The organism is Aeromonas media (assembly GCF_000819985.1).
Taxonomy (GTDB): domain Bacteria; phylum Pseudomonadota; class Gammaproteobacteria; order Enterobacterales; family Aeromonadaceae; genus Aeromonas; species Aeromonas media.
Genome location: NZ_CDBZ01000205.1, coordinates 63,462 through 90,022, shown reverse-complemented (window position 1 = coordinate 90,022; position 26,561 = coordinate 63,462). Strand labels below are relative to the sequence as shown.

The following is a 26,561-nucleotide window of genomic DNA, read 5'->3' as shown; positions in this document are numbered from 1 at the left end:
ATGTCTGTGGCAGCAGCGGCATCTGGCACCAGTTTGGCTGTGCCAGACGCCGAGCCATGGGGTCCGGCAGATGGCAGTTAGCTCTGTGGCTGCGCCTTGGCCGGTTTGGCGGCCTTGCTCGGGCTCACCACCAGCCAGACCGCGAGACAGACGATGGCGCCGCCCGCCACGAAGCCGCCGGTGAGGGTCTCGCCGAGCACCAGATAGCCCCACAGTATGCCAAAGGGCGGGATCAGGAAGGTGACCGTCAGGGAGCGCAGGGGTCCGATATCGGCGATCAGCCTGAAGTAGATCAGATAGGCGAGGGCGGTGCAGATGAAGCCGACCGCGAGCACGCTGGCCCACACCTCGGGCAGGGCCCAGTTGACGGTGGGGCCTGTTACCAGGGTGTAGCCGAAGAAGGGGAGCAGGAAGAGGCAGGCACCGAGCTGGCTGCCAAAGGCCACCAGCTTGGCGTCGAGGCCGCCCCGCTCGCTGATCCAGCGCCGGGTGAGAAAACCGGCGCAGCCATAGCAGGCGGTGGCGATGAGGCAGGCCAGCACGCCGATGGCCAGCTGACCACTCAGGTCGACCTCCCCCGTGGTGGTGGTGAGCCCTATGCCCATCAGCCCCAGCATGACGCCGCTCCATTTGCGCAAGGTCAGCGTCTCGTTGAAGAAGGAGAAGCCGATGAGGGCCCCCATCAGCGGCGTGGTGGCGTTGAGGATGGCGGAATAACCGGCGGGCAGCCAGAGCGCGGCGATGGCGTACATCAGGAAGGGCACGCCTGAGTTGATGATGCCGAGCACCATGATGGACTTGAGCTTGCCCTGAAACAACATGGGAGTGCGCAGCAGCAACAGCATGGCGGCGAGCCCGACCAGGGCGAAAAAGACCCGCAGGAAGGTGGTGTTGACCGAGCCGAAGGCGGGCGCGGCGATGCGCATGAACAGGAAGCTGGCGCCCCAGATGGCCGCCAGCGCCAGCAGCCGCACGTAATCCGATGTTCTCATCTTCTCTCCCTGAATGAACCGCCCTGCTGCCCTAGATGGCAAGGGGCCTTGCATCATGGCGGCAAGCGCCCCCAATGGCAACGGCCCAGAGCAGTAGGAAAGGCGCTGATAAGGTTCCCCGATGTGACCGCCACGGGCGGCGCGTCTATATCCTCCGGGTGGGGGACTTCCCCTTCACTCCCATACAAAGAAATGAAAGCGCTATCAATCACATACAGCCAATGGTGAGGTCGACGCCGGTCATATTTTGCGCGTGTTTGCCATGAGTCGGTCACTCGGGACTCTAGACTGGTCGGGCTCATCCGAAGGCGGGACGTTGCGGATGGGGGAATGCCTGGGTACACAGGCGTCACACACAAAACAATGAAAATAAAGGACTATCAATGGCTAGATGGATACTCGCGGCCGGATTGTTGGGAACCCTGATCACGGCGCCGAGCACGGCGGCGGAATGGTTCTTCCGGGGCACCGCGAATGGATGGGCGGCGACCGCCATGACGTCGACGGACGGCGTCAACTTTGATACCTGCCAGCGCTTCGTGAGCGGGGACGCCAGCGGCGGCCCGCGCTTTAAAATCGACCGATACGGCAACTGGCAGCAGAGCTACCCGAGCGCCGACTACGCGGTCACTGCCAATACCTCCTATCAGATCCGCATCCATGCCGGCACCCAGGCCATCACCACCACGGCGGTGGCGAGTTGCGAGGCCGCAGGGTTTGCCAAGACGCTGCCGCAGCTCAACGTGCGCGGCACCTTCAATGGCTGGGCCAGCCTGCCCATGACGCTGGTGGCGGATCACCTGTGGCAGGCCGACGCCTACATGGATGGCAAGACCAACCAGCGGCTCAAGTTTGATCAGGCGGGGAACTGGGCCATCAACTTCGGCGACAGCAACGCCGATGGCGTGCTCGAGCGCAGCGGCGGCGACATCCTCTGGAGTGGCACCGGCAATGTGCGCTTCCAGGTCAATGACCAGACCCAGGCCTACAGCATCACGGCGCTCGGGGACGATAACCAGCCCCCCATCGCTGTCATCACCCCGGGGGGTATCCTGAATGTCGCTGTGGGGGATACCGTGACCTTGAGCGGCAGCGACTCCACGGATCCCGACGGCCAGATAGCGAGCTATCTCTGGAGCAGCGGCGAGACCACGGAGAGTATCAGCGTCAACACAGCTCAGGCGGGCACCTTCACCTATGGCCTGACGGTTACCGACGATCAGGGGGCCAGGAGCAGCAGCAGCGTGAGCCTGGTGGTTGCCGCCCCCCAGACCGGCGGCAGCTGGTATTTCCGCGGCACCCCCAACAACTGGGGCCTGACCGCCATGACCAGCGAGGATGGAGTGACCTTCTGTACCGAGCAGACCTTTGGCAGCAGCAACCCCCGCTTCAAGATTGACCGCAAGGGGGACTGGACCGAGGCTTACCCGGCCCAGGACTACAAGGTGAGCGCCAACACCAGTTACCGCATCTGCTTCGACAGCCAGGACAAGACGCTGGAGGCGGCACCGCTCGCCGGCGCCGACAATCAGGCGCCCACCGTGACCGCCACCCCGGCCCCGGGGAGCTATGTGGATAGCCAGTCCATCACCCTGGGAGTGAGCGACGATAACGACAGCGCCCCCGCCGTTCATTTCACCACGGACGGCAGCACCCCCACCACGGCGTCCCCCCGCTACGCCGGTCAGGCCATTCTCGCCAGCGACAAGGGCAGCGGCACCGATCTGGTGATCCGCACCCTCGCCATCGACGCCAGCGGCAATCAAGGGGTGCAGAGCTTCAGCTATCAGATTGGCGAGACCCCGGTGGCGAGCGGCGATTTTCGCGCCGAGAGTATCTACTTCCTGTTGACCGCCCGTTTCTACGATGGGGATGGGAGCAACAACTACTACAATCGGGACCGCTACAAGGCGGGGGATCCTCACTGGCGTGGCGACTTCAAGGGGCTCATCGAGAAGCTCGACTACATCAAGGATCTCGGCTTCACCGCCATTTGGGTGACGCCGCCGGTGGAGAACCGCTCCGGCCTCGACTATCACGGCTATCACGCCTACGACTTCTACCGGGTCGATCCCCGTCTGGAGTCGCCGGGGGCCGGTTATCGCGAGTTCATCCAGGCCGCCCATGCCAAGGGGCTCAAGGTGATACAGGATGTGGTGATCAACCATTCGAGCCAGTACGGCCTGCGCGGCAAGACCTGGATCGATCGCCTGCCGGTCAAATACTACGTGCCGGCAGGCTCCAGTCAGGGACTCATCAACAACGGCCCCTATCAGGGCAACCTCGGGGACTATGCCAGCGCCAACCGCTGTGACGACGACAACCCGGCGGCCCCCGACTGGTACAAGGCCCGCTGCCAGTCCGATCCGGCGGGCATCCAGCCCCTGGTGGACCCCAAGACCGGCGCCACAGTGCCGAGCGCAGGCTACAACCCGAACCGCTTCTTCGGTATCGACGCCCAGACCCTGGATCCCAGCTGGTATCACCTGGACGGCTTCATGTCCGGCGGCGACTGGGAGAGCCCGCTCGCCCTGCAGCGCAAGCACATGGCGGGGGATTGCATCGATCTCGCCACCGGCAACCAGAACGTCAAGGATTACCTCAACGGCGCCATCCACCAGTACCTCGACATGGGAGTGGACGCCATTCGCATCGATACCTTGAAGCACATCGAGCGGGACGAGCTGCTGACCTATGTCCACGATTGGCAGGCCCACAAGCCGGGGCTGTTCGTGTTTGGCGAGAACCTGGTCAAGGGCACCGGCTGGGGCTCTGAGCTGGCCAATGACAACGCCTCGGCGGTGATCCGCCCCTGGTGGTATACCCGCACCACGGCCAATCCGGCGGATCCCCGCGCAGGGGGTGATTCCGGCCTCTCGGTGCTGGACTTCTCCCTCTTTTCCACCTTCCGTGACAACGTCACCAAGGGGAGCTTTGGCGGGGTGGGGGGGATCTTTGGGATGGACTGGGTCTATGGCGATGCCACCAAGCTCATCACCTTCTTCCAGAACCACGACGTGGGGCCGGACAATGACTTCAAGTACCGCTACGGCGGGGAAGAGGGCAATGCGGCCATGACCTACAACCTGCTCTGGACCGCGCGGGGCATCCCGACCCTCTACTACGGGGAGGAGGTGATGTTCCAGGCCGGCAAGCCGCAAGACATCGACGGGGCCACCATGACGGTGGATCAGACCGGTCGCGCCTACTACGGCGACGTCCTGGACAACCCGGCGACTCCTAGCCACCCGCTCTATCAGCACATCAAGCGCCTGAACCAGATCCGCAAGGCGGTGCCCGCCCTGCAGAAGGCGCCCATGAGCCAGGTGAACGAGTGGGGGAGCGGCATCAGCTTCGTGCGCGACCTGAGCGCTCAAGGCAGCTATGCCGCCGTGGGCCTCGCGGCCAACTCGGCCCAGCAGATAAGCCTGAGCGGCCTGAAGAACGGCACCTACAGGGACGCGGTAACCGGCGCGAGCCAGAGCGTCAGCAACGGCAGCCTGAGCTTCCAGGTGCCCGCCTACTCGGCCCGGGTCTGGGTGCTGAACGGCCCGGGCAAGGTGGGGGTTGACGGCAAATACCTCAAATAAGGGAAACCTGTCACGGTGTGCAGCGAGTCGGCCTTGGGGCCGACTTTTTTATGGCGCCGAGGCGTGAAGCGGGGAGGTAGAGCAGGCCCATCCCACCCAGGTCGCGCCGAGCGAGGCAAACGCAGGGCCCAGAATTGCACGTCTTTGGTGCAACTGCCCCGATGTGGTGCATTTCCTTGTTGTTTGCCCTTGAACCCAATTCCGCAGAAACATGCCGTATCACCCCCATGGCTCCCTCCTGATGGGCATCTTACATGCTTTAAAGTGGCATTTTATCGGCATGATCCACCGAATAAACGGGTTAATCAGGAATTACCGCGACATGTTTTTGAGTGGATTGGGTAAACATGCTGATCCGGCGCAGGGGTCGATCCCTGAATTGGTATGTTCCATCTGTTTCTTGATGACTATGCGGAATTTAAATTCGATTTTTGATGGTATCTCGGACTCTTGTTTTGATTGGCGCTCTTTTTGCTGTGACTTGTCATGCCCATGATGGCGATGTCAGGGGCAGGGGGCCGCAAGGTCGGGGGTTGGTGTCAGCAGGTTGAATGCACCGCCGCCATCCGTGCCGGAGCGGCCTGGTTTTCGGGCAAGGGACGCCACAATCAATTGGTGTTAAGGAGTCATATGGAAGGTGAAATGACCATGCAGCCACTCTCTGTGGACAAGGGGCTGGCCCACAGCCTCAAGGACGATGTCTACGGCATGGTGCTTGGCGTCATGTTTATCGCAGTCGGCCTCAATCTGCTCAAGTGCGCCGGCATGATCACCGGCGGCATCGCGGGCATAGCCCTGCTGCTCGCCCACGTCAGCAGCCTGCCCATAGGGGTGCTCTTCTTTCTGGTCAACCTGCCCTTCCTGGTGTTTGGTTACGTCACCATGGGGCGGGCCTTCATGGTCAAGACGCTGATCGTCAACGTCGCCCTCTCGGCCGCCACCCAGGCGGTGCCGCTGCTCTTGACGGTGAGCTATGTCCACCCCCTGTTTTCGGCCCTGGTGGGGGGCACCTTCCTCGGCATGGGGGTCTTGTCCCTGGCCCGCCACAACGCATCGGTGGGGGGCATAGGCGTGGTGACGCTCTGGCTGCAAAGGCGTACCGGCATCAATGCGGGAAAGAGCCAGATGGTGCTCGATGTGCTGGTGTTTGCGCTCTCCCTGCTCACCCTGCCGCTCTCTCTGCTGCTCTGGTCCACCTTAAGCGCGCTCGCCATGAACGCCATGCTGATGAACTGGCACAAACCCGGTCGCTACCAGGGGAGCTGAGTCCGGCCCCCTGCGGGGGAGGGGAAGTGTTGAAAAGTGACCCGAGGGGCGCTTCACGGGCATTTGGCCGCCAACGGCAAAAAAGATCATCTTGTCGCGAAAAAAGGCATGGTTACGCCTGAATTTATTGGTTTTTTGCCCCGTTGGTCGTATTAAATCGGGCTACGCCATAAAAAATTCAAAAAACTTCTTTACCACTGGCCAATGCATGAGTAAAATTTGTCGGCAATATTTTACACCCCCACTCCTCAACGGTGAGATATTGCCATGCTCAGGATTGCCAAAGAAGCGCTGACCTTCGACGATGTACTGTTGGTTCCAGCACACTCCACTGTTCTTCCGAATACCGCCGACCTGCGTACCAAGCTCACGTCTGCTATCTCCCTGAATATCCCGATGATTTCCGCTGCAATGGACACAGTGACCGAAGCCCGTCTGGCTATCGCACTGGCCCAGGAAGGCGGTATCGGCTTCATTCACAAGAACATGTCCATCGAGCAGCAGGCTGCAGAAGTGCGCAAGGTCAAGAAGTACGAGAGTGGCGTGGTCTCCGACCCCGTCACCGTACGCCCTGACATGACCATCGCCCAGATCAAGGAGCTGAGCCACAAGAACGGTTTCGCCGGTTACCCCGTGGTGACTGACGGCAACCAGCTGGTCGGCATCATCACCGGCCGTGATGTGCGCTTCGTGATCGATCTCTCCCAGACCGTTGAACAGATCATGACCCAGAAGGATCGTCTGGTCACCGTGCGTGAAGGAGCCCCTCGCGAAGAGGTGGTTGCCCTGATGCAGAAGCACCGTATCGAGAAGGTGCTGGTGGTGAACGCCGACTTCAAGTTGAAGGGCATGATCACCGTCAAAGACTTCCAGAAAGCCGAACGCAAGCCGAACGCCTGTAAAGACGAGCGCGGTCGTCTGCGGGTCGGTGCCGCCGTCGGTGCCGGTGCCGGCAACGAAGAGCGCGTTGCCGCCCTGGTGGAAGCCGGTGTGGACGTGCTGCTGATTGACTCCTCCCATGGCCACTCCCAGGGCGTGCTGGATCGCATCAAGGCGACCCGTGATGCCTATCCTGACCTGCAAATCATCGGCGGCAACGTCGCCACCGCCGCTGGCGCCAAGGCGCTGGCCGCCGCCGGCGTCAATGCCGTCAAGGTCGGTATCGGCCCGGGCTCCATCTGTACTACCCGTATCGTGACCGGTGTGGGTGTGCCCCAGATCACCGCCATCTCCGACGCCGTCGACGCCCTGGAAGGCACCGGTATCCCGGTGATTGCCGATGGCGGCATCCGCTTCTCCGGTGACGTGGCCAAAGCCATCGCCGCTGGCGCGAGTTGCGTCATGGTGGGTTCCATGTTCGCCGGTACCGAAGAGGCACCGGGCGAGATCGAGCTCTACCAGGGCCGCTCCTTCAAGTCCTACCGCGGTATGGGCTCCCTGGGTGCCATGTCCAAGGGCTCCAGCGATCGCTACTTCCAGACCGACAACGCCGCCGACAAGCTGGTACCGGAAGGGATCGAAGGGCGCGTGCCGTACAAGGGCCGCCTCAAAGAGATCATCCATCAGCAGATGGGCGGCCTGCGCTCCTCCATGGGCCTGACCGGCAGCGCGACCATCGACGACATGCGCACCAAGGCCGAGTTCGTGCGCATCTCGGGCGCCGGGATGAAAGAGTCCCACGTCCACGACGTGACCATCACCAAAGAAGCCCCCAACTACCGGATGGGCTGATAAAACGGGGCCCTGCGCCCCGTTTTTCCACCATTTTTTTATCCCATGCTTTTTGTGACAACATCAGCCTGATGCAGGAATAAAATGACTAAAGACATTCACGCCCACCGTATCCTTATCTTGGATTTTGGTTCCCAGTACACCCAGCTCATCGCCCGTCGCGTCCGTGAAATCGGCGTCTACTGCGAGCTGTGGGCCTGGGACGTAACCGAAGAGCAGATCCGCGAGTTCAACCCGAGCGGCATCATCCTCTCCGGCGGCCCGGAATCCGTGACCGAGGCGGGCAGCCCGCGCGCCCCCGAGTACGTGTTCAATGCCGGCGTGCCGGTGTTCGGCATCTGCTACGGCATGCAGACCATGTCCGAGCAGCTCGGCGGCAAGGTGCAGTCCTCCAACCTGCGTGAATTCGGTTATGCCCAGGTCGAAGTCCTGGGCCACTCCGGCAAGACCAGCGCCCTCTTGCGGAACATCGAAGACGCCATCGCCGACAACGGCCATGCACTGCTGGACGTCTGGATGAGCCACGGTGACAAGGTCACCGAGATCCCGGCTGGCTTCACCACCATAGCCCAGACCGCGACTTGCCCCCATGCGGCCATGGCCGATGAGGCCCGTCGCTTCTACGGCGTGCAGTTCCACCCGGAAGTGACCCACACCCGCCAGGGTGCCCGCATGCTGGAGCACTTCGTCAAAGACATCTGCGGCTGCGAATGCCTGTGGACCCCGGCCACCATCATCGACGACGCCGTTGCCCGCATCCGCGAGCAGGTGGGTGACGACGAGGTGATCCTGGGCCTCTCCGGCGGCGTGGACTCCTCCGTGGTTGCCATGCTGGTGCACCGCGCCATCGGCGATCGCCTGACTTGCGTCTTCGTCGACAACGGCCTGCTGCGCCTGAACGAAGGCACCCAGGTCATGGAGATGTTTGGCGATCACTTCGGCCTCAAGATCGTCAAGGTCGATGCCGAAGAGCGCTTCCTGTCAGCTCTCGCGGGCATCGACGAGCCGGAAGCCAAGCGCAAGACCATAGGTCGCGTCTTCGTGGAAGTGTTCGACGACGAAGCCAAGAAGCTCAAAAACGCCAAGTGGCTGGCGCAAGGTACCATCTACCCTGACGTCATCGAATCCGCCGCCAGCAAGACCGGCAAGGCCCACGTCATCAAGTCCCACCACAACGTCGGCGGCCTGCCGGAAGAGATGAAGATGGGTCTGGTGGAGCCCCTGCGCGAGCTGTTCAAGGACGAAGTGCGCCGTGTCGGCCTTGAACTCGGTCTGCCCTACGACATGCTCTACCGTCACCCCTTCCCGGGTCCGGGTCTGGGCGTGCGCGTCCTTGGCGAAGTGAAGAAAGAGTACTGCGATCTGCTGCGCAAGGCCGATGCGGTCTTTATCGAAGAGCTGCGCAAGGCCGACCTCTACAACCAGGTCAGCCAGGCGTTCGCCGTCTTCCTGCCGGTGCGCTCCGTCGGCGTCATGGGCGATGGCCGCAAGTACGACTGGGTCATCGCGCTGCGCGCCGTCGAGACCATCGACTTCATGACCGCCCACTGGGCCCACCTGCCGTACGACTTCCTCGGCCACGTGTCGAATCGCATCATCAACGAGATCAACGGCATCTCCCGCGTGGTGTACGACGTCTCCGGCAAGCCGCCCGCAACCATTGAGTGGGAATAAAAGGCGTGGGAATAAGCGGCTAACGCCTCTCCCTGCGAACATGCAAAACTGTCAAAAAGGCGCCCTTGAGGCGCCTTTTCTTTTTCCAATCGTTTGCGAGGAAATTTTGCTCCTGGCACAGGGGATGGAGGCCGTGTTACCAATGCTGTCGTGGTGAGTTCTTGAGTCGATCGGCAGAGCTTCATCCATCGCGTCCACATAGGGCGGCAGGCTGTTGTTTCTCCAGGCAAGTGATGGTAGGCGCACCAGTTACCGTTTCAAATGCAAAACAACGGTGCCGCTCCCCAACTCCATCCACGGGGAAGCCGTGGTGCAGATCTTCCAGTCGCTGGATGGCTCGGCCCATATCACCTCCATCACCCCCATCTGATCCGGTTGCGGGGCAAGGCTAGGAGGGGGGGAAATCATCGACCGGCTAGCCTCTGTACCTCACCAATAAGAAAGATGCCTGAGTGCGTCTTTTCTTTATCTACGATCCGGCACCGCTGATATGTGTGCATTGGTTGTTGATCTTGCTCAGGAAAATTCCATCTCACTCTTTTTCTTATCTGCCTTGCTCGCTAGGATGGTCGTTTGGAGATTGTCTCTATGGAGTCACCTATTAAGTAAGCCAAAGTAACATCATAGGTAGTACACAGCAGGTTTGGATGTTGTCGGGTGGTAGCTTGAGCGCTGAAATATTTTGTAAGTTATTGATTGTAAACTGGTTTTAATGGTGATGTGGAGTTGTGCGGAAGGTTATGATAATGGACTAATACAGTCTGTCATCAAAGCACAGTTAAGTCTCTGTAATAAATTAAAAATTAATGGAAATTATGTTGTTGCTGTCTGTCCATCTAGAACTGAATAATTTGCTTTGATGGTGTTTTTTATTTTGTATGGTTTTGCGATACAGTTAGCGTGTAGGGGGAATTTTTATGGTGCAAGATTTACTAAAAAGTTGGCTTAGCGATAACAAAGTAAAAGTCACAAGCCCTGTTCTTGGCGCTTTTATTGGGGCTTGGGCTATATTTAATTGGAAGCGTTTTCTATTGCTTTTTTGGGGCGGTGATACACTAGAGGCAAGGTTGATTGCTTTCGAAAATACCCTTAATTTTGAAAATTTTAGCATATGGCTTTGGCCATTTTTAGTCGCGTTGTTGTATGCGTTTGGCCTGCCATACTTGAATGTAGTTAGTCACAAAATTTTAAAAAAAGCTGAGGAGTGGAGGCACACTGAAATTGTAAATATTGATATTATTAAAGCTAGGAAGAAAGCCGAGCTAAATGAGGGGTTGTACAAAGCAGATCCTTCCAATCCATATATTGGTAGGAAGCTTGAAGCCGAGTTGAAACAAAAAGATGCTGAAGCAGAAAAATTTCGTGCTGATGCAGAAAAAGCAGAGGCTGAACTTAGAGAAGCTAAAGCAAAGCAAGAGAAATCTGAGTTTGAAGCTAAAGAATTAAAATTGCTAGCCGATGAAGTACAGCGTAAAAATGAACGTGAACAACAAGCACATGAATTAGCAAAAGCTAAACATCATCAAGAGTTAGTCGATTTACACTTTCCTACACTCTATCTGTTTTTAGATGTTTTGTCGAAATCACTACGTGAAGATGGGTTACAGATTTCTTTGGGTTTGATGGCTGAGTCTATATCCGTATCTTTTGGTTACGGTGATGTTGATTCGTTGTTGACGGACAATGCCTTCACATGGCAAAAACTAGGAGGATTGTCTTGTGTTGTATACGATGGAAACACATTGTTAGGTGACTTAAAAAAAGTTATAGAAAAGCACAAAGAAGATATCAACGAGGCGGTGCTATTTGACCATTTGGTTGGAACCTTTGAACAATTAGATAGATTTATGTTTATTTCATCTGATCTAAAAGAGGATGTGGCAAAAGACTTTTTAGATGATTCAAGTAATATTTTTGACTTGATTAATGATGATAGTGTTAATAGTGTGATTGCTGAAACTAATGCTCACTCATTTGGGGTTGAGTATGCTGAGTTCATAAGCATTAAAAATGCAAAGGATGGAAGTGTTGTAGTTGCTGCATCAGCAGAAATTCAAGGTGAGATAGATGAGGATAGACCGTACTCAGGGCATAAAATAAATGTGGACTTTGAACTAATATACAAACCTATTATTGGGCGTAATGGGTATGGAATGCCGGAATTTGGAGAGGTAAGAGCTACTTTGGAAGACTACTCGTAGATCTGAGCTTTGTAGTTATTGGCCGTACCTTACTCATTCCTCGCCGCTTCCTAGGAGTGTATCGCCTATTTGCGGGGTTCGCCTCAGCACCGTAGGATGCAATGAAATTGCACCGCTACTCTTGTTCCTTATAGCTTGCTCAATAGCCGCTCGGCAAACGGTGCAATGCGCTGCGCTTATTGCACCCTACGTCTCTTCGTCAATTCGCTGGGGTGGTGTAACTGATCGCACGCCCCGTAACCAAAGCAACAGAAGGGGCAATCTGCGCCCCGATTCTTCTGATCTCCCCGCTTGATATCGCCGCACGTTTGTCTGGCGCGGCCTGATTGTCTGCTGACTCACAACCAACACTCCAGTTTCTCCCCCATCAGGGCGAGTAGAAAAAGGCCATGTTCACTCATACCTCGCCGCTTCCCAGGCGTGTATCGCCTGTTTGCGAGTCTCGCCCCAGTGATAGCCGCCGAGCTTGCCGTTTTGCTGGATGACCCGGTGGCAGGGGATCATAAAGGCGACGGGGTTGGCCCCCACAGCCAACCCCACGGCGCGGGTGGCCTTGGGATTGCTGATGGCGCTCGCCACCTGGGCGTAGCTCACTACCCTGGCTGGAGGGATCTCGAGCAGCGCCCGCCAGACGCTGATCTGAAAGTTGGTGCCGCTAACGTGCAGCGAGATGGGTCGATCCGGCGCCTTGCTGCCATCGAACATGGTGTGGATGACGCTTTGGGTGCGTAAGGGCGCTTCTCGCAGCTGGGCCGCAGGCCAGCGCTGGGCGAGGGCGGCCAGCGGCGCGTCTAGGGCTTTATCATCGAGAAACGAGAAGTTGCAGATCCCTCTCGGGGTCAGGGCGACGAATGCCTGACCGAAGGGGGTGTCGTGCACCCCGTGCTCGATAACGAGCACGGCCCCACGCTGCTTGTACTCGCCCGGCGTCACCGCTTCGAGCTGCACGAAGTGATCGTAGAGCCGCGAGCCGCTGCTAAGGCCCAGGGTGTCGGCCACCTCCAGCAGGGAGCGCGACTCGTACTTTCTTTACGCGGCAGGCTCTTGTGCCTGAGTCCTGGTGGCAGCAAAACAGGGGATCTCTGGCCGTCGTTCTTTATAATGCCCCTCCTTTGTGGCCGCCGGGCGAGTGCTCGGCGGCGCCGTTGGCCGCGAGCCGACCACCCCGATAGAGACGATCCCATGCATACCCTGGAACAGCTGCGCGCAGGCGAACTCTGCGGCGCCCGCCACCTCAAACTTGCCGAAAACCTGACGGTGTTCCCCTCCGAGATCCTGAACCTCAAGGAGACGCTGGAGGTGCTGGATCTCACCGGCAACGATCTGGATCGGCTCCCTGACGAGCTGGCCGAATTCACCAGGCTGCGCATTATCTTCTGCTCCGAGAACTGCTTCACCGAGCTGCCCGAGGTGTTGGGGCGCTGCCCTGCACTCACCATGGTGGGGTTCAAGGCCAACCGGATCGCCACGGTTCCCGCCGCGTCACTGCCTGCGGGGCTGCGCTGGTTGATCCTGACCGATAACGAGATTGAAGGTCTGCCGGACGCGCTGGGGCAGTGCGCCGCCCTGCAAAAGCTGATGCTCTCCGGCAACCGCCTGCGCGAGCTGCCGGCGAGCCTTGCCAACTGCCAGCGTCTGGAGCTGTTGCGCATCGCCGCCAACCGGCTGGAGGCGCTTCCCGAGTGGCTGCTCGATTTGCCGCGCCTCGCCTGGCTGGCCTATGCAGGCAACCCCTTTAGCGACGAGCAGGAGCGCCGACTCGGCGAGACGGCAACCGCGGCCGAGATCCCCTGGCATACATTGACGCTGGGGGAGCAACTGGGGCAGGGGGCGTCCGGCGTGATCCACCGCGCAGCACTGCGCTCTGATGAGGAGACGCAGGGGGTGGCGGTCAAGCTCTTCAAGGGGGCCGTGACCAGCGATGGCCTGCCTCGCTGCGAGATGGCGGTGTCGCTCGCCGCAGGCAGGCATCCCAATCTCATCGGGGTGGCGGGCCGAGTCAGCGGCCACCCCTCTGGCATGCCGGCCCTGGTGATGACGCTGATAGACCCCGGGTTTGTCAACCTGGCGGGGCCGCCGAGCCTGGACTCCTGCACCCGGGATGTCTATCCGGCGGATCTGACCTTCACTCCGAATGCGCTGCTTGCCATGGCGCAGGGGGTGGCAAGCGCCGCGCTGCATCTGCATGAGCGCGGCATCCTGCACGGGGATCTCTACGCGCACAACCTGCTGCACTCTCTGCTGCACTCTGTTCAGGAACAGGGCCGGGTGCTGCTCGGGGATTTCGGCGCCGCCTCCTGTTATGACCGCGCCGACCGCGAGCGGGCTGCCCGGCTCGAGCGTCTGGAGGTCAGGGCCTTTGGCTGTTTGCTGGAGGAGCTGCTGGCGCGCTGCCATCCCAGGGACGAGGCGCTTGGGGCGCTCCATTCACTGGCCGAAGCGTGTCTGTTGGAGACTGTGTTGCAGCGCCCCTCGTTTACACAGATTGCTGCCCGGATAGACGCCGTGGCCACCACCATGGCGGCTGAGCCCGCCTGCGCCTGAGTGCGGTCGGCTGGACGTCATCGGACCCTCGCTCCCTGTGCAGTGGACAACAAGGCTTGCGCCGTCCCGATGAAGTTGTGATATTGATGCATCATTGCAGATGACGAGAGGAAGATGATGGAAGCGGCGTTTTGGCATCAGAAGTGGAAAGAGAACCGGATTGGCTTTCATCAGGCAGATTTCAACCGCTGGCTGCAATCCTGGTGGTCGGCGCAGCAGCAGGGTGAGCCCGTGCTGGTGCCCCTGTGCGGCAAGTCCCGCGACCTGCTCTGGCTGAGCGGTCAGGGGCATCCGGTGGATGGTTTCGAGCTCTCCGAGCTCGCCATTACCCAGTTTTTTGACGAGAACAATCTGAGTGCAGAGACAAGCGAGGTGGGCCCCTATCGGTGCCACCTGCACGACGACCTGCGCATCTATCAGGGGGATTTCTTCGCCGTCCCCGAGCTTGGCCGCCGCTACCGGCTCGCCTATGACAGGGCCGCCCTTATCGCCCTGCCGACGGCCATGCGCCGCCAGTATGCGACCCTGATGAGCCGCCTCATCGAGGCGGGTGGTCAGGTGCTGCTGGTGACCCTCGAGTATCAGCCGGAGCAGCAGGTGCAGCCGCCGTTCTCGGTGGGGGAGATGGAGGTGCGCACCCTGTTCGAACGCGACTTTAGCGTGGAAGTGCTGGGGCGCGCCGCCGAGCTGGATCACCCCAGGGTGCGCTCGGGGCAGCTCTCCTATTTCGATGAGGTGGCCTATCGCCTGATCCGTCGGGGCTGAGGTGACTGCGTGATCCCGCCACTGAAGAGGAAAAGCGCGCTTCTTTACCTCCTTTGACATAGATCAACGTGACAAATCGGGGGAATGCCTAAGATGAGGCTGTTTCTCAATCACTGCAGGTGTCGACCGATACGCTCTGGTTTGAACCATTCGGCCGTTCATCGACTCAGTGTCTGATTTTCACGCTCATGTTCACTTTTGGCGGCTCTGGTCGCAATTGATTATGGTTTTTCCAGCCGACCCTCAGGGGTCGGCTTTTTATTGCCCGCAATCTGCCGTGGGGAGGGAGTCGAGGCTTGGTTAGGCTTCGAAGGTGGCGGCATTGAGCCTGAAGGCCCGGGGATCGTCAATGAACTGGCCGGTGATCCGCTCGTCGTGCTCGTGGCCCAGGCCATAGCTGCAGAGGATCAGCCTATCCGAGGTGCGTGAGCGCAACTGGGTGATGAAGCGCACCAGATCGGCGCGGCTGAGACTGCCCACCTCCTCGCGCACCCGCTCCCGTTGATCGAAGCCCAGATCCTTGTTGCCTATGCTGCCCCAGAGTCGCTGGCCGCGGCTGCGCAAGTTGGCATCCCGCTCGCTGAGCTGGGCTTGCAGCCCCGCCTTGCTGTCCTGCCACTGCTGCTCGGTAAACTCCAGCATGGCCAGCGGGAAGAGATCGATGAACTCCTCCACCGCATCCAGCAGGATCTGCGGTCCCGCCACCGGCGACTGTATATAGAAGATGAGGCCGGGGTGGCGATTGAGGGGCAGGTTGCCGGCCCCCACCACGTAACCGAGCTGCTGGCGGGTGCGCAGCTCGTGGAAGAAGGTGGAGGACATGATGTGGTTGGCCAGGGTGAAGCAGGCGAGATCCCGCGCCCGGGTGGTGCGGGACTGGTAATAGACCAGGAGCGCCGAGTCTTCGTGATCGCACCCCTGCTCGCGAATGAGGGTGCCCCTGTCCTGAATGGAGATAAGGGGGCGGCGGGTCTCGGCACTGGGTTGGCTGCTGACGCCGAGGTGACGCTCCAGCAGGGCGGCCAGTTCAAGCGCCTCGGCGGCGGTCCAGTCGCCGTGCACCAGGGTCTCTATGTGCACCTCGGCAAAGAGCCGGCTGACGAAGTCAGGCATTTCGTCGAGTGCTATGGTGCGCAGGTGGCGCAGCAACTGCTCGAACGGCGGGTTGTTCGGTTGCAGCAAACTGGTGAGCTGGTTGAACAGCTGGGAGATGGGCCTGGTCTTGGACTGGTTCTCCCAGTTGCGGATGAGCTGCTCCTTGATTTCGCTGAAGCGCGCCGGATCCGGGTAGCCCAGGGTGCGGTTGCCGAGGATCATGTCGAGCAGCAGCGGCAGCTTGTCGGCAAAGCCGCTCAGGTTGATGGTGAAGCCCCCCTGATGGGCATAGATCTGGTAGCCGAGCCCGGCGAGCTCGGCCGGGTAGGTGAGGGCATTGAGGTGATCCGTGAGCAGCTCCACCGCAAGCCTGGCCATGGCGATGTGGCGAGGGCTTCTGACCGCATGCTCGCTGTCGATGGAGATATAGAGGCTCCCCTTGGGCACCCCAAACAGGTGCTCGTGCAGATGCCAGAGCCGAAAACCGGGGCGGTCGACCAGACAGGCCGGCATGTCGGCGCTGAGGGCCGGCGTTCTGGCATCGAGGCGGCTGCTGATAAAGGGGTTGGGAGAGGGCAGGTGCAAGGCGGGATCCGGCTCGCTCTGCTGCCAGCGGATCTTCTCCGCCTCGGTGATGCTCTGGACGCTGTAGGGGGTCTGATACCAGCGGGCGAGGCGATCCGTGCTCACCTCCGGCGCCTGTATGGTCACGCGCAGGTTGTGGGGGGTCAGCTTGGCGAGGAAGCGCCGGATCAGGGGCTCATCGTACTCGCGCATCATGTAGTCGCCGTGGATCAGATCGTCCGGGGCATAGCTGAACAGGTTGAGCACGAGGCCAGAGACGGTGTCCAGCGCCCGGCCCCGCTCCTGGAAGCGGAAGGCCGATTCCAGCACGCTGCGCTTCTCGTCATAACGCCAGGCCTGCAGGCCATCGCGTTCGATGAGCTTCAGGTAGCCGAACAGGTCGGCGATGATGTCGTCCACATGGGTAAGCCCCAAGGGAGTGAGGCCGAAGCTCACCCCAAAGTCCTTGAAGTTGGCACCGCTGATGCCGCCTCCGGCGGCGAGCTGGTTGACCCAGCCTCTTGCCTTGAGCAGAGAGAGCAGGCTGCCTTCCCCTTCGTAGCCGATGAGGTGGCTCAGGAAGGTGAGGGGTTTCTTGTCGTAGAGCGCATCCACGCTCGGCAGCGGGAAGGTCAGCGCCAGCTTGCGGGTCTCCTTGACCGGGGCTATCTGGATGCGGATGCCGAGGTCATCGAGCCGGTAGAGGGGGGCCGAGAGGGCAGGAGGGCCCAGGCGGCGATCCAGAATGGTGCCAAAGAAGCGATCACACCAGCCAAGCTGGGTTTCAATGGATGCCGGAGAGAGCATCACCAGCGCCATGCGATCCGCACTGTAGTGGGTTTCGTAGAACGCAATGAGGTCGGAGCGCAGATCCCGGCCGGGCAGGTCTGCCAAGGTATCCAGGTTGCCGACCGAGAACTTGGAGAAGGGGTGGGCCGGATTGACCGTCTCCTTGTGCACCTGATAGCTGCGGCGCACATCGTCCTGCAACTTGAGGCGGTATTCGGAGTCGACCGCGTTGCGCTCCTTGTCGACCCACTCGGGGGCGAAGGTGGGGCAGATGAAGAACTGGGAGAAGCGGTCCAGCCCCGCTTCGAAGAAGCCGTTGTCGATGTCGAAGAAGAAGTTGGTGAACTCGGTGCCGGTCCAGGCGTTGTTGCTGCCCCCATGGCGGCTCATGAACTGTTGGTACTCGCCGGGTTTGGGATAAGTACGAGTACCGAGGAACAGCATATGCTCAAGGAAATGGGCCATGCCCTGGCGATCGACAGGGTCATCGAAGTGGCCGGTGTTGACGGCCAGGGAGGCGGCCGATTTATCGGTCTCGGGATCGCAGATCAACAAGACCCTGAGCCGGTTTGCCAGCTCCAGATAGTGATACCGCCGATGGTCGTTGGGACTGGCATATGGGCTCATTGGGGAGTGACTCGCGGTGAATTTATTTGAATTTAAACATGATTATCGACCCCGCTATCTCACGAGGCAAACCCTTTTCTGAGAGGTAGCGCAATTGTTTCCCCCTGCATGGCGGGGTAAGATCCCCCCGCTATTTAAACAGGCCCCCTGGGCGAGGTTGTAATGAAAATCTACATCATGCGTCATGGCCAGGCTGGCATGAACGCAAAGACTGATGAACAGCGTCCACTGACCGAGCAAGGCATCGAAGAGTCCATCCACATGGCGGGCTGGTTGGCCCCTCAGCTGACAGGCTCTCTGAGCCTGGTGATCCACAGCAACTACCTGCGTGCCAGACAGACCTGGCAGGCCATCTCTGCCGAGCTGCCCGAGGCCCTGAAGGTCGAGGAGAGCGGCGAGATCACCCCCTACGGGGATCCGGCCTTCGTGGCGAGTTATCTCACCGCGCTGGCGGCGACCCACGACAATATCCTGATGGTCAGTCACCTGCCCCTGGTCGGGTATCTGGTGCAAAGTCTCTGCCCGGCGGCAGGTGCGCCCATGTTTGCCACCTCGGGTCTGGCTTGCATCGAGTGGCAAGATGGCAAGGGGGTCTTGCTCTGGCTGGAAGGACCGCATACAATACGATAAAAGTTAATAAAAAGTTACAGGTTGGTTTTTTGGGGAAGAGAGAGTCGATTTTTCCGGTTTTTTATACAAATTTAACGGAATTATCTCGCATAAGCTGCTGTCATACGGATACAACTGCAAGAGGTTGCAAACGATGAGAGTGTTCAAGAAGTACCTGCCACTGATGGTGGCAAAGCATGTCAAAACCTTCTTCAAGGGACGGATCTACATCCACGGCAGGGGGCGCTTCGATTTCCAGTCGGGCCTGCTGATGATGCCACTGCAAGCCGATATTCCCCATCGTCAGACGGTGCTCGAAGTCAACGAGTTGATATCGAGACTGCACATGGATGCCGCTTGAGTTGCATCAGCATGGCCATCTCCCCCTCATGCCCGCCCTGTGCGGGCATGATTGTATCTGGGGCTGAGTGAAGCAGTTTGAGCCCGTTCAAGTCGATTTCTGGATGAGGTTGTCGCGCCCCGCATCAGTGCGCTTGCTTATCCTGTTTGCCTCTCTATACTCCCGCGAAATATCTGCCCCCTTTCTCTGGACATAGTGATGCCCCTTGCCTTTCTGTTCCCCTTCTCCTGCATGGCCATCTGGGCCGGCAACGGCATCGTCAGCAAGCTGGCGGTGGGGGTGCTCTCGCCGGCCGCTCTGGCCTGGTCCCGCTGGATGGTGGCGGCCCTGGTACTGACTCCTTTCCTCGCGCGGCGGGCCTGGCGCATGCGTGACCAACTGCGGGCCGGTTTCTCCCGGCTGGCCATGCTGGCCCTGCTCGGCATGGTGTTGAACCAGACCTTCGGTTACTACGCGGCCCAGACCCTGGGAGCCACCGAGATCGGGCTGATGATGGGACTGACCCCGCTGATGACGGTGCTGCTCAGCATCTGGCTGCTGCGCGAGCGCCCCACCTGGGGCGCGCTGATAGGCGGTGTCATTTCCATCCTGGGGCTGGCCATCTTGCTGGGGCAAGGTAACCCGACCCGCTTGTTCACCCAGGGTATTCATATCGGCTCCGTCTACATGCTGCTCTCGGCGGCCACCTATGCGCTCTACAGCGTGCTGCTCAAGCGTTGGGATCTGGGGCTCGACAACTGGTCCATGCTCTACGGCCAGGTGCTCTGCAGCCTGCTGTTCCTCACCCCCTTCTACCTGCTGGTGGATGGCAAATGGCCGGATGGCAGCGCGCTCTGGCTCATCCTCTATGCGGGGATCCCGACCTCGGCCCTCTCGCCCTGGCTCTGGATGCAGGGGATAGCCCTGCTGGGGGCCAGCCGTACCGCCATCTTCATGAACCTGTTGCCGGTGATGACGTCGGCGCTGGCCATCAGCTGGCTGGGGGAGGAGCTGACCAGCTATCACCTGATTGGTGGCGGCATGACACTGCTTGGCGTGCTGCTGGCGCAGCTGCTGGTCAAACCGGTGATGGTGCGGCGGCGGGCCCGGCTCGCGATGGCCACCTGCCGGGAAGATTAAGAAGAAAGACCGCCGAAAGGCGGTCTTTTTGTATACGGGATAGCGAACCTTATTGCGCGGTCAGATAGAGGTCTTTCGAGTAGACCAAATCCTGCGGGTTCTGATAGGGGTAACCCTTGATGTTGGGCTTGAGCAGGCGGGATTTGACGTAGAAGTAGACCGGAGCGATGGGGGCCTCCGCATCGATCAGGGCTTCGGCCTGTTGATAGAGCTGGTTGCGCTCGGCCGGATCTCTGGCGTCATGGGCCTTGGCCAGCAGGGCGTCATACTGCTTGTTGAACCACTTGCCGCTGTTGGCGCTGCTGCTGGAGGTCATGATGTCGAGGAAGGTGGAAGCATCGTTGTAATCCCCGTTCCAGGCGTAGCGGCTGACCCCGAAATCTCCCTCGTTGAGGGCCGATACCATGGTCTTCCACTCCATGTTGTTGAGCTTGGCCTGGACGCCCAGGTTGTGCTTCCACATGGAGGAGATGGCCAGCGCTATCTTCTTGTGTCCCTCGTTGGTGTTGTAGAGGATATCCACGTCCAGGGGCTTGCCCGGGCCGTAGCCGGCCTCGCTCAGCAGCGCCTTGGCCTGGGTGATCCGCTTCTCTTTGCTCATCAGCTCGCTCGCCGGGCGCTTGAGTTCGAAGCCGTCCACAATGGGCGGTGTCAGGCTGAAGGCAGAGAGCTGGCCCTGTCCCAGGATCTTCTCGGTGATGGTGTCCCTGTCGATGGCAAGAGACAGCGCCTTGCGTACCTTGGGGTTATCGAACGGTTTGCGCTGGGTATTGAACACGTAGTAGTAGGTGGCCAGGGTCGGTACGCTCACCAGCTCCTGCGGACTCTGCTGCTTGAGCTGCTTGTACTGCTCCAGCGGATAGCTGGTGTAGTGCAGCTCGCCGGCGCGATAGCGGTTGTAGGCGGCAGTGTCGGAGACTATCTCCAGATAGAGCACCTTGTTCAGCACCGTATGCTGGTTGTCCCAGTAATAGGGGTTGCGCTCGGAGATGAGACGCTCGTTGGGAGTCCACTCCTTGAGCACGAAGGCGCCGTTGGAGACGATGTTGCCCGGCTTGACCCACTCATGTCCGAACTTCTCTATGGTCGCCTTCGGCGCTGGGAAGGTGGTGTAGTGGGAGAGGGTCTTCAGGAAAAAGGGCACCGGGTTCTTCAATGTGATCTGCAGGGTATGGGTGTCGAGTGCCTTGATGCCCAACGCATCTGGGTTCTTCTTGCCCTGCACCACGTCACTGGCGTTGGTGACACCGGTCAGCTCGATGAACCAGGCATAGTTGGAGGCATTCTTGGGGTCCGCCGCCCGCTGCCAGCCATAGACGTAATCGGCTGCCGTCACCGGCTCGCCGTTGGACCACTTGGCATCGGGTCTCAGTTTGAAGGTGTAGACGGTGCCGGAGTCATCGAGTTCGTACCCGAGCGCCCCCGCCGCCTGCAGCTTGCCGTCGCCATCTAGGGTGTAGAGCCCCTCGAACAGATCGTTGACGATGTCGCTGCCTGCGGTCTCTTCCACCATCTGGGGGTCGATGGAGGCGGGTTCGGTGCCGATGTTGCGGATGAAGGTTTGCTGTTCTGCTGGCAGCAGCTTGGTACCGGCCGGTACCTGGGCCGCCAGCGCGGGGAGCGCGAGCAGGGCGGCAACCGCACCGGCAATGAGAGTCCTTTTCATTGAATATCCTTATGTTTTTTTGCTTCCAAAGCCAGAGCAGTGTGCGGGATTGATGGTGAGATCTCAAGAGGGGGACCGACTGGCATTGCGAGGCGGATGCCGGATGGGGAAGAGTGGAGACAGGAAGTGTGAAGTAGCATTCTCGTCACAAATTAACATGATGAAAGACACCAATCGAAGCCCTTTTTTCAGCGCCGCATGCCGTACTGACGGGGTTTTCTGGTGATTTATACGCCGGCTTAATTCGCTGCAAAAACAAAAAACAGGCGTTACATTGGGTTACAAAATAACGCTGCCGAGGATCGGCACTTTTTTTGCCGACACTTGCAAACGTTTTCAACGGCCAACGGAAACGATCTTAAAGGAACAAGAATGCGAAACATGATCACCATGGGCGAGTTCATCGTCAAGAAACAGGCGGACTACCCTACCGCGACCGGCGAGCTGACCTCCTTGCTCAGCTCCATTCGCCTGGCCGCCAAGGTGGTGAACCGGGAGATCAACAAGGCGGGGCTGGCGGACATCATCGGTTCCATGGGGGCCGAAAACGTGCAGGGGGAGGTGCAGCAGAAGCTGGACGTCTACGCCAACGAGCGCTTCAAGGCGGCGTTGGAGGCCCGTGGCGAGGTGTGCGGCATGGCGTCCGAGGAGGAGGAGGACTTCGTCTCCTTCGATTCCGAGCTCTCCCGCCACTCCAAGTATGTGGTGCTGATCGATCCGCTCGACGGCTCTTCCAACATCGACGTCAACGTCTCGGTCGGGACCATCTTCTCCATCTATCGCCGGGTCAGCAAGCCGGGCGCCGGGGTGACCCTGGAGGACTTCCTGCAGCCGGGCAACCGTCAGGTGGCCGCCGGTTATGTTGTCTATGGCTCCTCCACTATGCTGGTCTACACCACGGGCTTTGGGGTCAACGGCTTTACCTACGACCCTTCCATCGGCTGCTTCTGCCTCTCCCACGAGAACATCCGTATTCCGGAGGAGGGCAAGATCTACTCCATCAACGAGGGCAACTACATCAAGTTCCCGGACGGGGTGAAGAAATACCTGAAATATTGCCAGGAGCGGGACGAGGCGACCCACAGGCCCTACACCTCCCGCTACATCGGCTCCCTGGTGTCGGATTTCCACCGCAACCTGCTCAAGGGCGGCATCTACATCTATCCGTCCGGCACCAACTCCCCGAACGGCAAGCTACGCCTGCTCTACGAGTGCAACCCCATGGCCTTCCTGGTGGAGCAGGCCGGTGGCAAGGCGTCCGACGGCTTTGGTCGCATCATGGATATCCAGCCCACGGCGCTGCACCAGCGTACCCCCTATTTCGTGGGCTCCACCAAGATGGTGGAGCGGGCCGAGGCCTTCATGCGGGAATTCTCCGCCCACGAGGATCCGGCCCGTCAGGGATGATGCCAGGCGTGTCGCGGCGATAGTCACATAAAAAACGGGAGCCGATATGGCTCCCGTTTTGTTTGGCGCTCCTAGCCACTAGAGGCTGTGGCTGGCGAGATCCGTCAGCAGGGCATCCACCAGTTTCAGGCGCATGGCTCTCTCCTGGTTCGGTACCTGGAAGCGCAATCGGGTGGGTCCATCCATTTTATAGATACGTGGCTGCTCGGAGAGCAGTTTTACCAGATAAGTCGGGTTGACCTTGGTCTCCTGGGTGAAGTCCAGGTAGCCGCCGCGATCGCTCATCTCTACCCGGCGAATACCCAGGGCCGTGGCGCGCTGGCGGAAGGCCGCGATCTCCATCAGCGTCTTGGTCGGCTCCGGCAGCAGGCCGAAGCGGTCGATGAGCTCCACCTTCAGCTCGCGCAGCTCCTGCTCGTCCGCCGCACTGGCGATGCGCTTGTACATGGACAGACGCATGTTGACGTCCGGGATGTAGTCGTCCGGCAACAGCGCCGGCAGGCGCAGCTCCACCTCGGTGTGCTGGCTCATCAGCTGTTCGAGCGACGGCTCCTTGCCGTTTTTCAGCGCCTCCACCGCTTGCTCCAGCATCTCCATGTAGAGGGTGAAGCCGATCGATTCGATCTGGCCGCTCTGATCGTCGCCGAGTAGCTCGCCTGCGCCCCGTATCTCCAGATCGTGGGTGGCGAGCGCAAAGCCGGCCCCGAGATCCTCCAGCGATGCAATGGCTTCCAGCCGCTTGGCCGCATCCTTGGTCATCAGCTTGGGATGGGGGGTGAGCAGGTAGGCATAGGCCTGGTGGTGGGAGCGGCCGACCCGACCCCGCAACTGGTGCAACTGGGCCAGCCCCAGGTGATCCGCCCTGTCCATGATGATGGTGTTAGCGCTCGGCACGTCGATGCCGGTCTCTATGATGGTGGTGCAGACCAGCAGGTTGAAGCGCTGGTGGTAGAAGTCCGACATGATGCGCTCAAGGTCGCGTTCGCGCATCTGGCCGTGGGCGATGCCGATGCGCGCCTCCGGTACCAGTTCGGCGAGATCGCTTGCGCACTTCTCGATGCTCTCCACGTCGTTGTGCAGGTAGTAGACCTGACCGCCGCGCTTGAGCTCCCGCAGCACAGCCTCGCGCACCACGGCTGGCTCGTGCTGGCGCACGAAGGTCTTGATGGCGAGCCGCTTGGCGGGCGGGGTAGCGATGATGGAGAGATCCCGCATGCCGGACATCGCCATGTTGAGGGTGCGCGGGATAGGTGTTGCCGTGAGCGTGAGGATATCCACGTCGGCCCGCAGCGCCTTGATCTTCTCCTTCTGGCGTACCCCGAATCTGTGCTCCTCGTCGACGATGAGCAGCCCCAGATCCTTGAAGGTGAGATCCGAGCCGAGCAGCTTGTGGGTGCCAATGATGATGTCCACCTTGCCATCGGCCAGCTCCTTCAAGACGCTGGTCTGCTCCTTGGCGGAGCGGAAGCGGCTCAGCACCTCCACCCGCACCGGCCAGTTGGCGAAGCGATCGCGGAAGTTGTCGTAGTGCTGCTGGGCCAGCAGGGTGGTGGGCACCAGCACGGCCACCTGCTTGCCGCCGTGCACCGCCACGAAGGCCGCCCGCATGGCCACTTCGGTCTTGCCAAAGCCCACATCGCCGCACACCAGCCGGTCCATGCTCTTGGCCTGGCACATGTCCCCCAGCACCGCATTGATGGCATTGAGCTGATCCTCGGTCTCCTCGAACGGGAAGCTGGCGGCAAACTGGCGGTAGCTCTCCTTGTCGTGCTTGAAGGCAAAGCCAGCCCGCGCCGCGCGTATGGCATAGACATCGAGCAGTTCGGCCGCCACGTCGCGCACCTTCTCCGCCGCCTTGCGCCTGGCCTTGACCCAGGCCTCGCCGCCGAGCTTGTGGCTGGGGGGGTTATCCGACCCCGTGTAACGGCTGATGAGGTGGAGGTTGGTGACCGGCACGAACAGCTTGTCGCCACCGGCGTATTCCAGGGTGAGGAACTCGGTGGGCAGGCCGCCGGCATCCAGGGTCTCGAGCCCGAGATAGCGGCCGACCCCGTGATCCAGGTGCACCACGGGCTGGCCCTGGGTCAGCTCGCCGAGGTTTCTGATCACCGCATCCGAGCTCAGGTTCTTGCTCTTCTCCCGCTGCCGCTTGCTTCTGATCTTGCCGCCGAGCAGCTCGGTCTCTGTGATGAGGGCCAGGGCCTCTGCCCCGGCGGGTTCGAGCAGGAAGCCCCGCTCCAGCGGGCTGACCAGCAGGCCATGACGTGCCTTGCTCCCGACGAACTCCTCGAGGGAGGCGAACTCCCTGGGTTGCAGCGCGATCCGCGCCAGCAGATCCCCGAGCCCCTCGCGCCGCCCCTCGGATTCCACCGCGAACAGGGTGCGGCCGGCAAAGCCTTGCAGGAACTGGCTGAGGGCCAGCAGGGGCTGCTCCTTGCTGTGATCGAGCTGCAGGTCGGGCAGGGGAGCGATGGGCAAGTCGTGCTGGCCCGCACCGCCGTCGGTGGCGGCCTCCTGCAGGCGCACGGCGCCATACTGGCCCAGCGCCGCAAACAGCTGCTCCACCGGCAGGTAAATTTGCTGGGGGGGCAGCAGGGGGCGGGTGTTGTCCCAGCGCCTGTCTTCATAGCGCTGGCCTATGTCGTTCCAGAAGCGCTGGGCCGCCGGGTAGATCTCCCCCACGGTGAGCAGCAGGGTGTTGCCCGGCAGGTAGTCAAACAGGCTGGCGGTCTGGCTGAAGAAGAGTGGCAGGTAGTATTCGATGCCGGCGGGCCAGCGCCCCTTGCTCACCTCCTGATAGACGGAGCCCTCGGCGCGCGACAGCTCGAACTGCTCGCGGAACTGGCCGCGAAACAGCTCGATGGCGGCCTCGTCGGTGGGAAATTCCCGGGCGGGCAACAGGCTCACCGACTTGACCGGCTCGCTGGAGCGCTGGCTCTCGGGATCGAAGGGGCGGATGGAGTCCACCTCGTCATCGAAGAAGTCGATGCGATAGGGCCGGTTGCTGCCCATGGGGAAGAGATCCAGCAGGGAGCCGCGGGCGGCGAATTCGCCGTGCTCCAGCACCTGCTCCACCGCCACATAACCCGCCTCGGCCAGACGCCCCCGCAACTGTTGCAGGTTGAGGCGCTGGCCGCTGGTCACCATCAGGCTGTATTTGTCGAGATAGGCCTGGGGCGCCGTGCGCAGCATCAGGGTGGAGATGGGCACGATCAGCACGCCGCTGCTCATCTGAGGCAGCCTGTAGAGGGTCTCGAGCCGCTGGGAGATGATGTCCTGATGGGGGGAGAAGGTGTCGTAGGGCAGGGTTTCCCAGTCCGGGAACATCAGCACCGGGCAGCCTTGGTCGGCCAGCAGGTACTGCAACTCCTGTTCGAGGCGCAGGGCACTCGGGGTATCGGCAGTCACCAGCAGGACGGGGCGGTTGGCCTCCCGGGTGAGGCGGGCTGCAACCAGCGCCAGGCTGCTGCCGACCAGCTGGCCCAGGGTCAATTTCTGGCCCGCTTTGGCGGGCAAGGCGGGGAGTTTCATTGGCATCGTTTGATTCTTTTAACGTTGACG

General features: G+C 60.5%; 15 protein-coding genes and 1 pseudogene. 11 read left to right on the top strand and 5 right to left on the bottom strand.

What is annotated here, in order from left to right; genetic code table 11:
• Positions 1–77: 77 nt before the first annotated feature.
• Positions 78–992 carry a DMT family transporter gene (locus tag BN1127_RS18335; protein WP_042650403.1) on the bottom strand — a complete coding sequence of 305 codons (915 nt, stop codon included), beginning with the start codon at positions 990–992 and terminating at the stop codon, positions 78–80.
• 383 nt (positions 993–1,375) lie between these two features.
• On the opposite strand from BN1127_RS18335, the gene BN1127_RS18330 reads away from it, so the two are divergent.
• The 5 genes from BN1127_RS18330 (at position 1,376) to BN1127_RS18310 (ending at position 11,454) form a co-directional block, all read left to right on the top strand.
• Positions 1,376–4,582: an alpha-amylase family glycosyl hydrolase gene (locus tag BN1127_RS18330; protein ID WP_231557515.1), complete on the top strand. Its 3,207-nt coding sequence runs from the start codon at positions 1,376–1,378 to the stop codon at positions 4,580–4,582.
• A gap of 630 nt (positions 4,583–5,212) precedes the next feature.
• Positions 5,213–5,848: a YitT family protein gene (locus tag BN1127_RS18325; RefSeq protein WP_152565407.1), complete on the top strand. Its 636-nt coding sequence runs from the start codon at positions 5,213–5,215 to the stop codon at positions 5,846–5,848.
• A gap of 267 nt (positions 5,849–6,115) precedes the next feature.
• On the top strand, positions 6,116–7,579 hold the full coding sequence (guaB, locus tag BN1127_RS18320; protein ID WP_042650401.1) for an IMP dehydrogenase: 1,464 nt from the start codon (positions 6,116–6,118) through the stop codon (positions 7,577–7,579).
• A gap of 84 nt (positions 7,580–7,663) precedes the next feature.
• Entirely contained in the window at positions 7,664–9,253 is a 1,590-nt protein-coding gene (gene guaA / locus BN1127_RS18315; RefSeq protein ID WP_042650400.1) for a glutamine-hydrolyzing GMP synthase, read from the top strand.
• 917 nt (positions 9,254–10,170) lie between these two features.
• A complete protein-coding gene (locus BN1127_RS18310) occupies positions 10,171–11,454 on the top strand; it encodes a hypothetical protein (protein WP_042650399.1) in 1,284 nt (427 codons plus the stop codon).
• Between the two features lie 393 nt (positions 11,455–11,847).
• Here the strand turns inward: BN1127_RS18310 and BN1127_RS18305 are convergent.
• Positions 11,848–12,474, bottom strand: a pseudogene (locus BN1127_RS18305) (methylated-DNA--[protein]-cysteine S-methyltransferase); the annotation flags it as partial.
• A gap of 162 nt (positions 12,475–12,636) precedes the next feature.
• Between BN1127_RS18305 and BN1127_RS18300 the strand changes: the two are divergent.
• Positions 12,637–13,998, top strand: coding sequence for a leucine-rich repeat-containing protein kinase family protein (locus BN1127_RS18300; RefSeq protein WP_042650398.1), 1,362 nt, complete (start codon positions 12,637–12,639; stop codon positions 13,996–13,998).
• 117 nt (positions 13,999–14,115) lie between these two features.
• The gene (locus BN1127_RS18295) at positions 14,116–14,763 is read left to right on the top strand and encodes a thiopurine S-methyltransferase (protein ID WP_042650397.1); all 648 of its coding nucleotides are present in this window, start codon (positions 14,116–14,118) and stop codon (positions 14,761–14,763) included.
• A gap of 300 nt (positions 14,764–15,063) precedes the next feature.
• Here the strand turns inward: BN1127_RS18295 and BN1127_RS18290 are convergent, their stop codons facing one another.
• Positions 15,064–17,838, bottom strand: coding sequence for an insulinase family protein (locus BN1127_RS18290; protein ID WP_042650396.1), 2,775 nt, complete (start codon positions 17,836–17,838; stop codon positions 15,064–15,066).
• Between the two features lie 162 nt (positions 17,839–18,000).
• Here BN1127_RS18290 and sixA point away from each other — a divergent pair, with 162 nt between their 5' ends.
• The 3 genes from sixA (at position 18,001) to BN1127_RS18275 (ending at position 19,927) form a co-directional block, all read left to right on the top strand.
• Complete coding sequence (gene sixA, locus BN1127_RS18285) at positions 18,001–18,468, top strand: phosphohistidine phosphatase SixA (RefSeq protein ID WP_005324078.1); 468 nt, start codon at positions 18,001–18,003, stop codon at positions 18,466–18,468.
• A gap of 133 nt (positions 18,469–18,601) precedes the next feature.
• The gene (locus tag BN1127_RS18280; protein WP_005324080.1) at positions 18,602–18,808 is read left to right on the top strand and encodes a DUF1107 domain-containing protein; all 207 of its coding nucleotides are present in this window, start codon (positions 18,602–18,604) and stop codon (positions 18,806–18,808) included.
• Between the two features lie 198 nt (positions 18,809–19,006).
• The gene (locus BN1127_RS18275) at positions 19,007–19,927 is read left to right on the top strand and encodes a DMT family transporter (protein WP_042650395.1); all 921 of its coding nucleotides are present in this window, start codon (positions 19,007–19,009) and stop codon (positions 19,925–19,927) included.
• 49 nt (positions 19,928–19,976) lie between these two features.
• Here the strand turns inward: BN1127_RS18275 and BN1127_RS18270 are convergent, their stop codons facing one another.
• Entirely contained in the window at positions 19,977–21,593 is a 1,617-nt protein-coding gene (locus BN1127_RS18270; RefSeq protein ID WP_042650394.1) for a peptide ABC transporter substrate-binding protein, read from the bottom strand.
• A gap of 372 nt (positions 21,594–21,965) precedes the next feature.
• Here BN1127_RS18270 and fbp point away from each other — a divergent pair, with 372 nt between their 5' ends.
• Positions 21,966–23,000 (top strand): class 1 fructose-bisphosphatase, encoded by a 1,035-nt coding sequence (gene fbp, locus BN1127_RS18265; RefSeq protein ID WP_042650393.1) that lies wholly within the window; start codon positions 21,966–21,968, stop codon positions 22,998–23,000.
• A gap of 78 nt (positions 23,001–23,078) precedes the next feature.
• On the opposite strand, the gene mfd is transcribed toward fbp, so the two are convergent.
• On the bottom strand, positions 23,079–26,531 hold the full coding sequence (mfd, locus tag BN1127_RS18260; protein ID WP_042650392.1) for a transcription-repair coupling factor: 3,453 nt from the start codon (positions 26,529–26,531) through the stop codon (positions 23,079–23,081).
• Positions 26,532–26,561 lie beyond the last annotated feature (30 nt).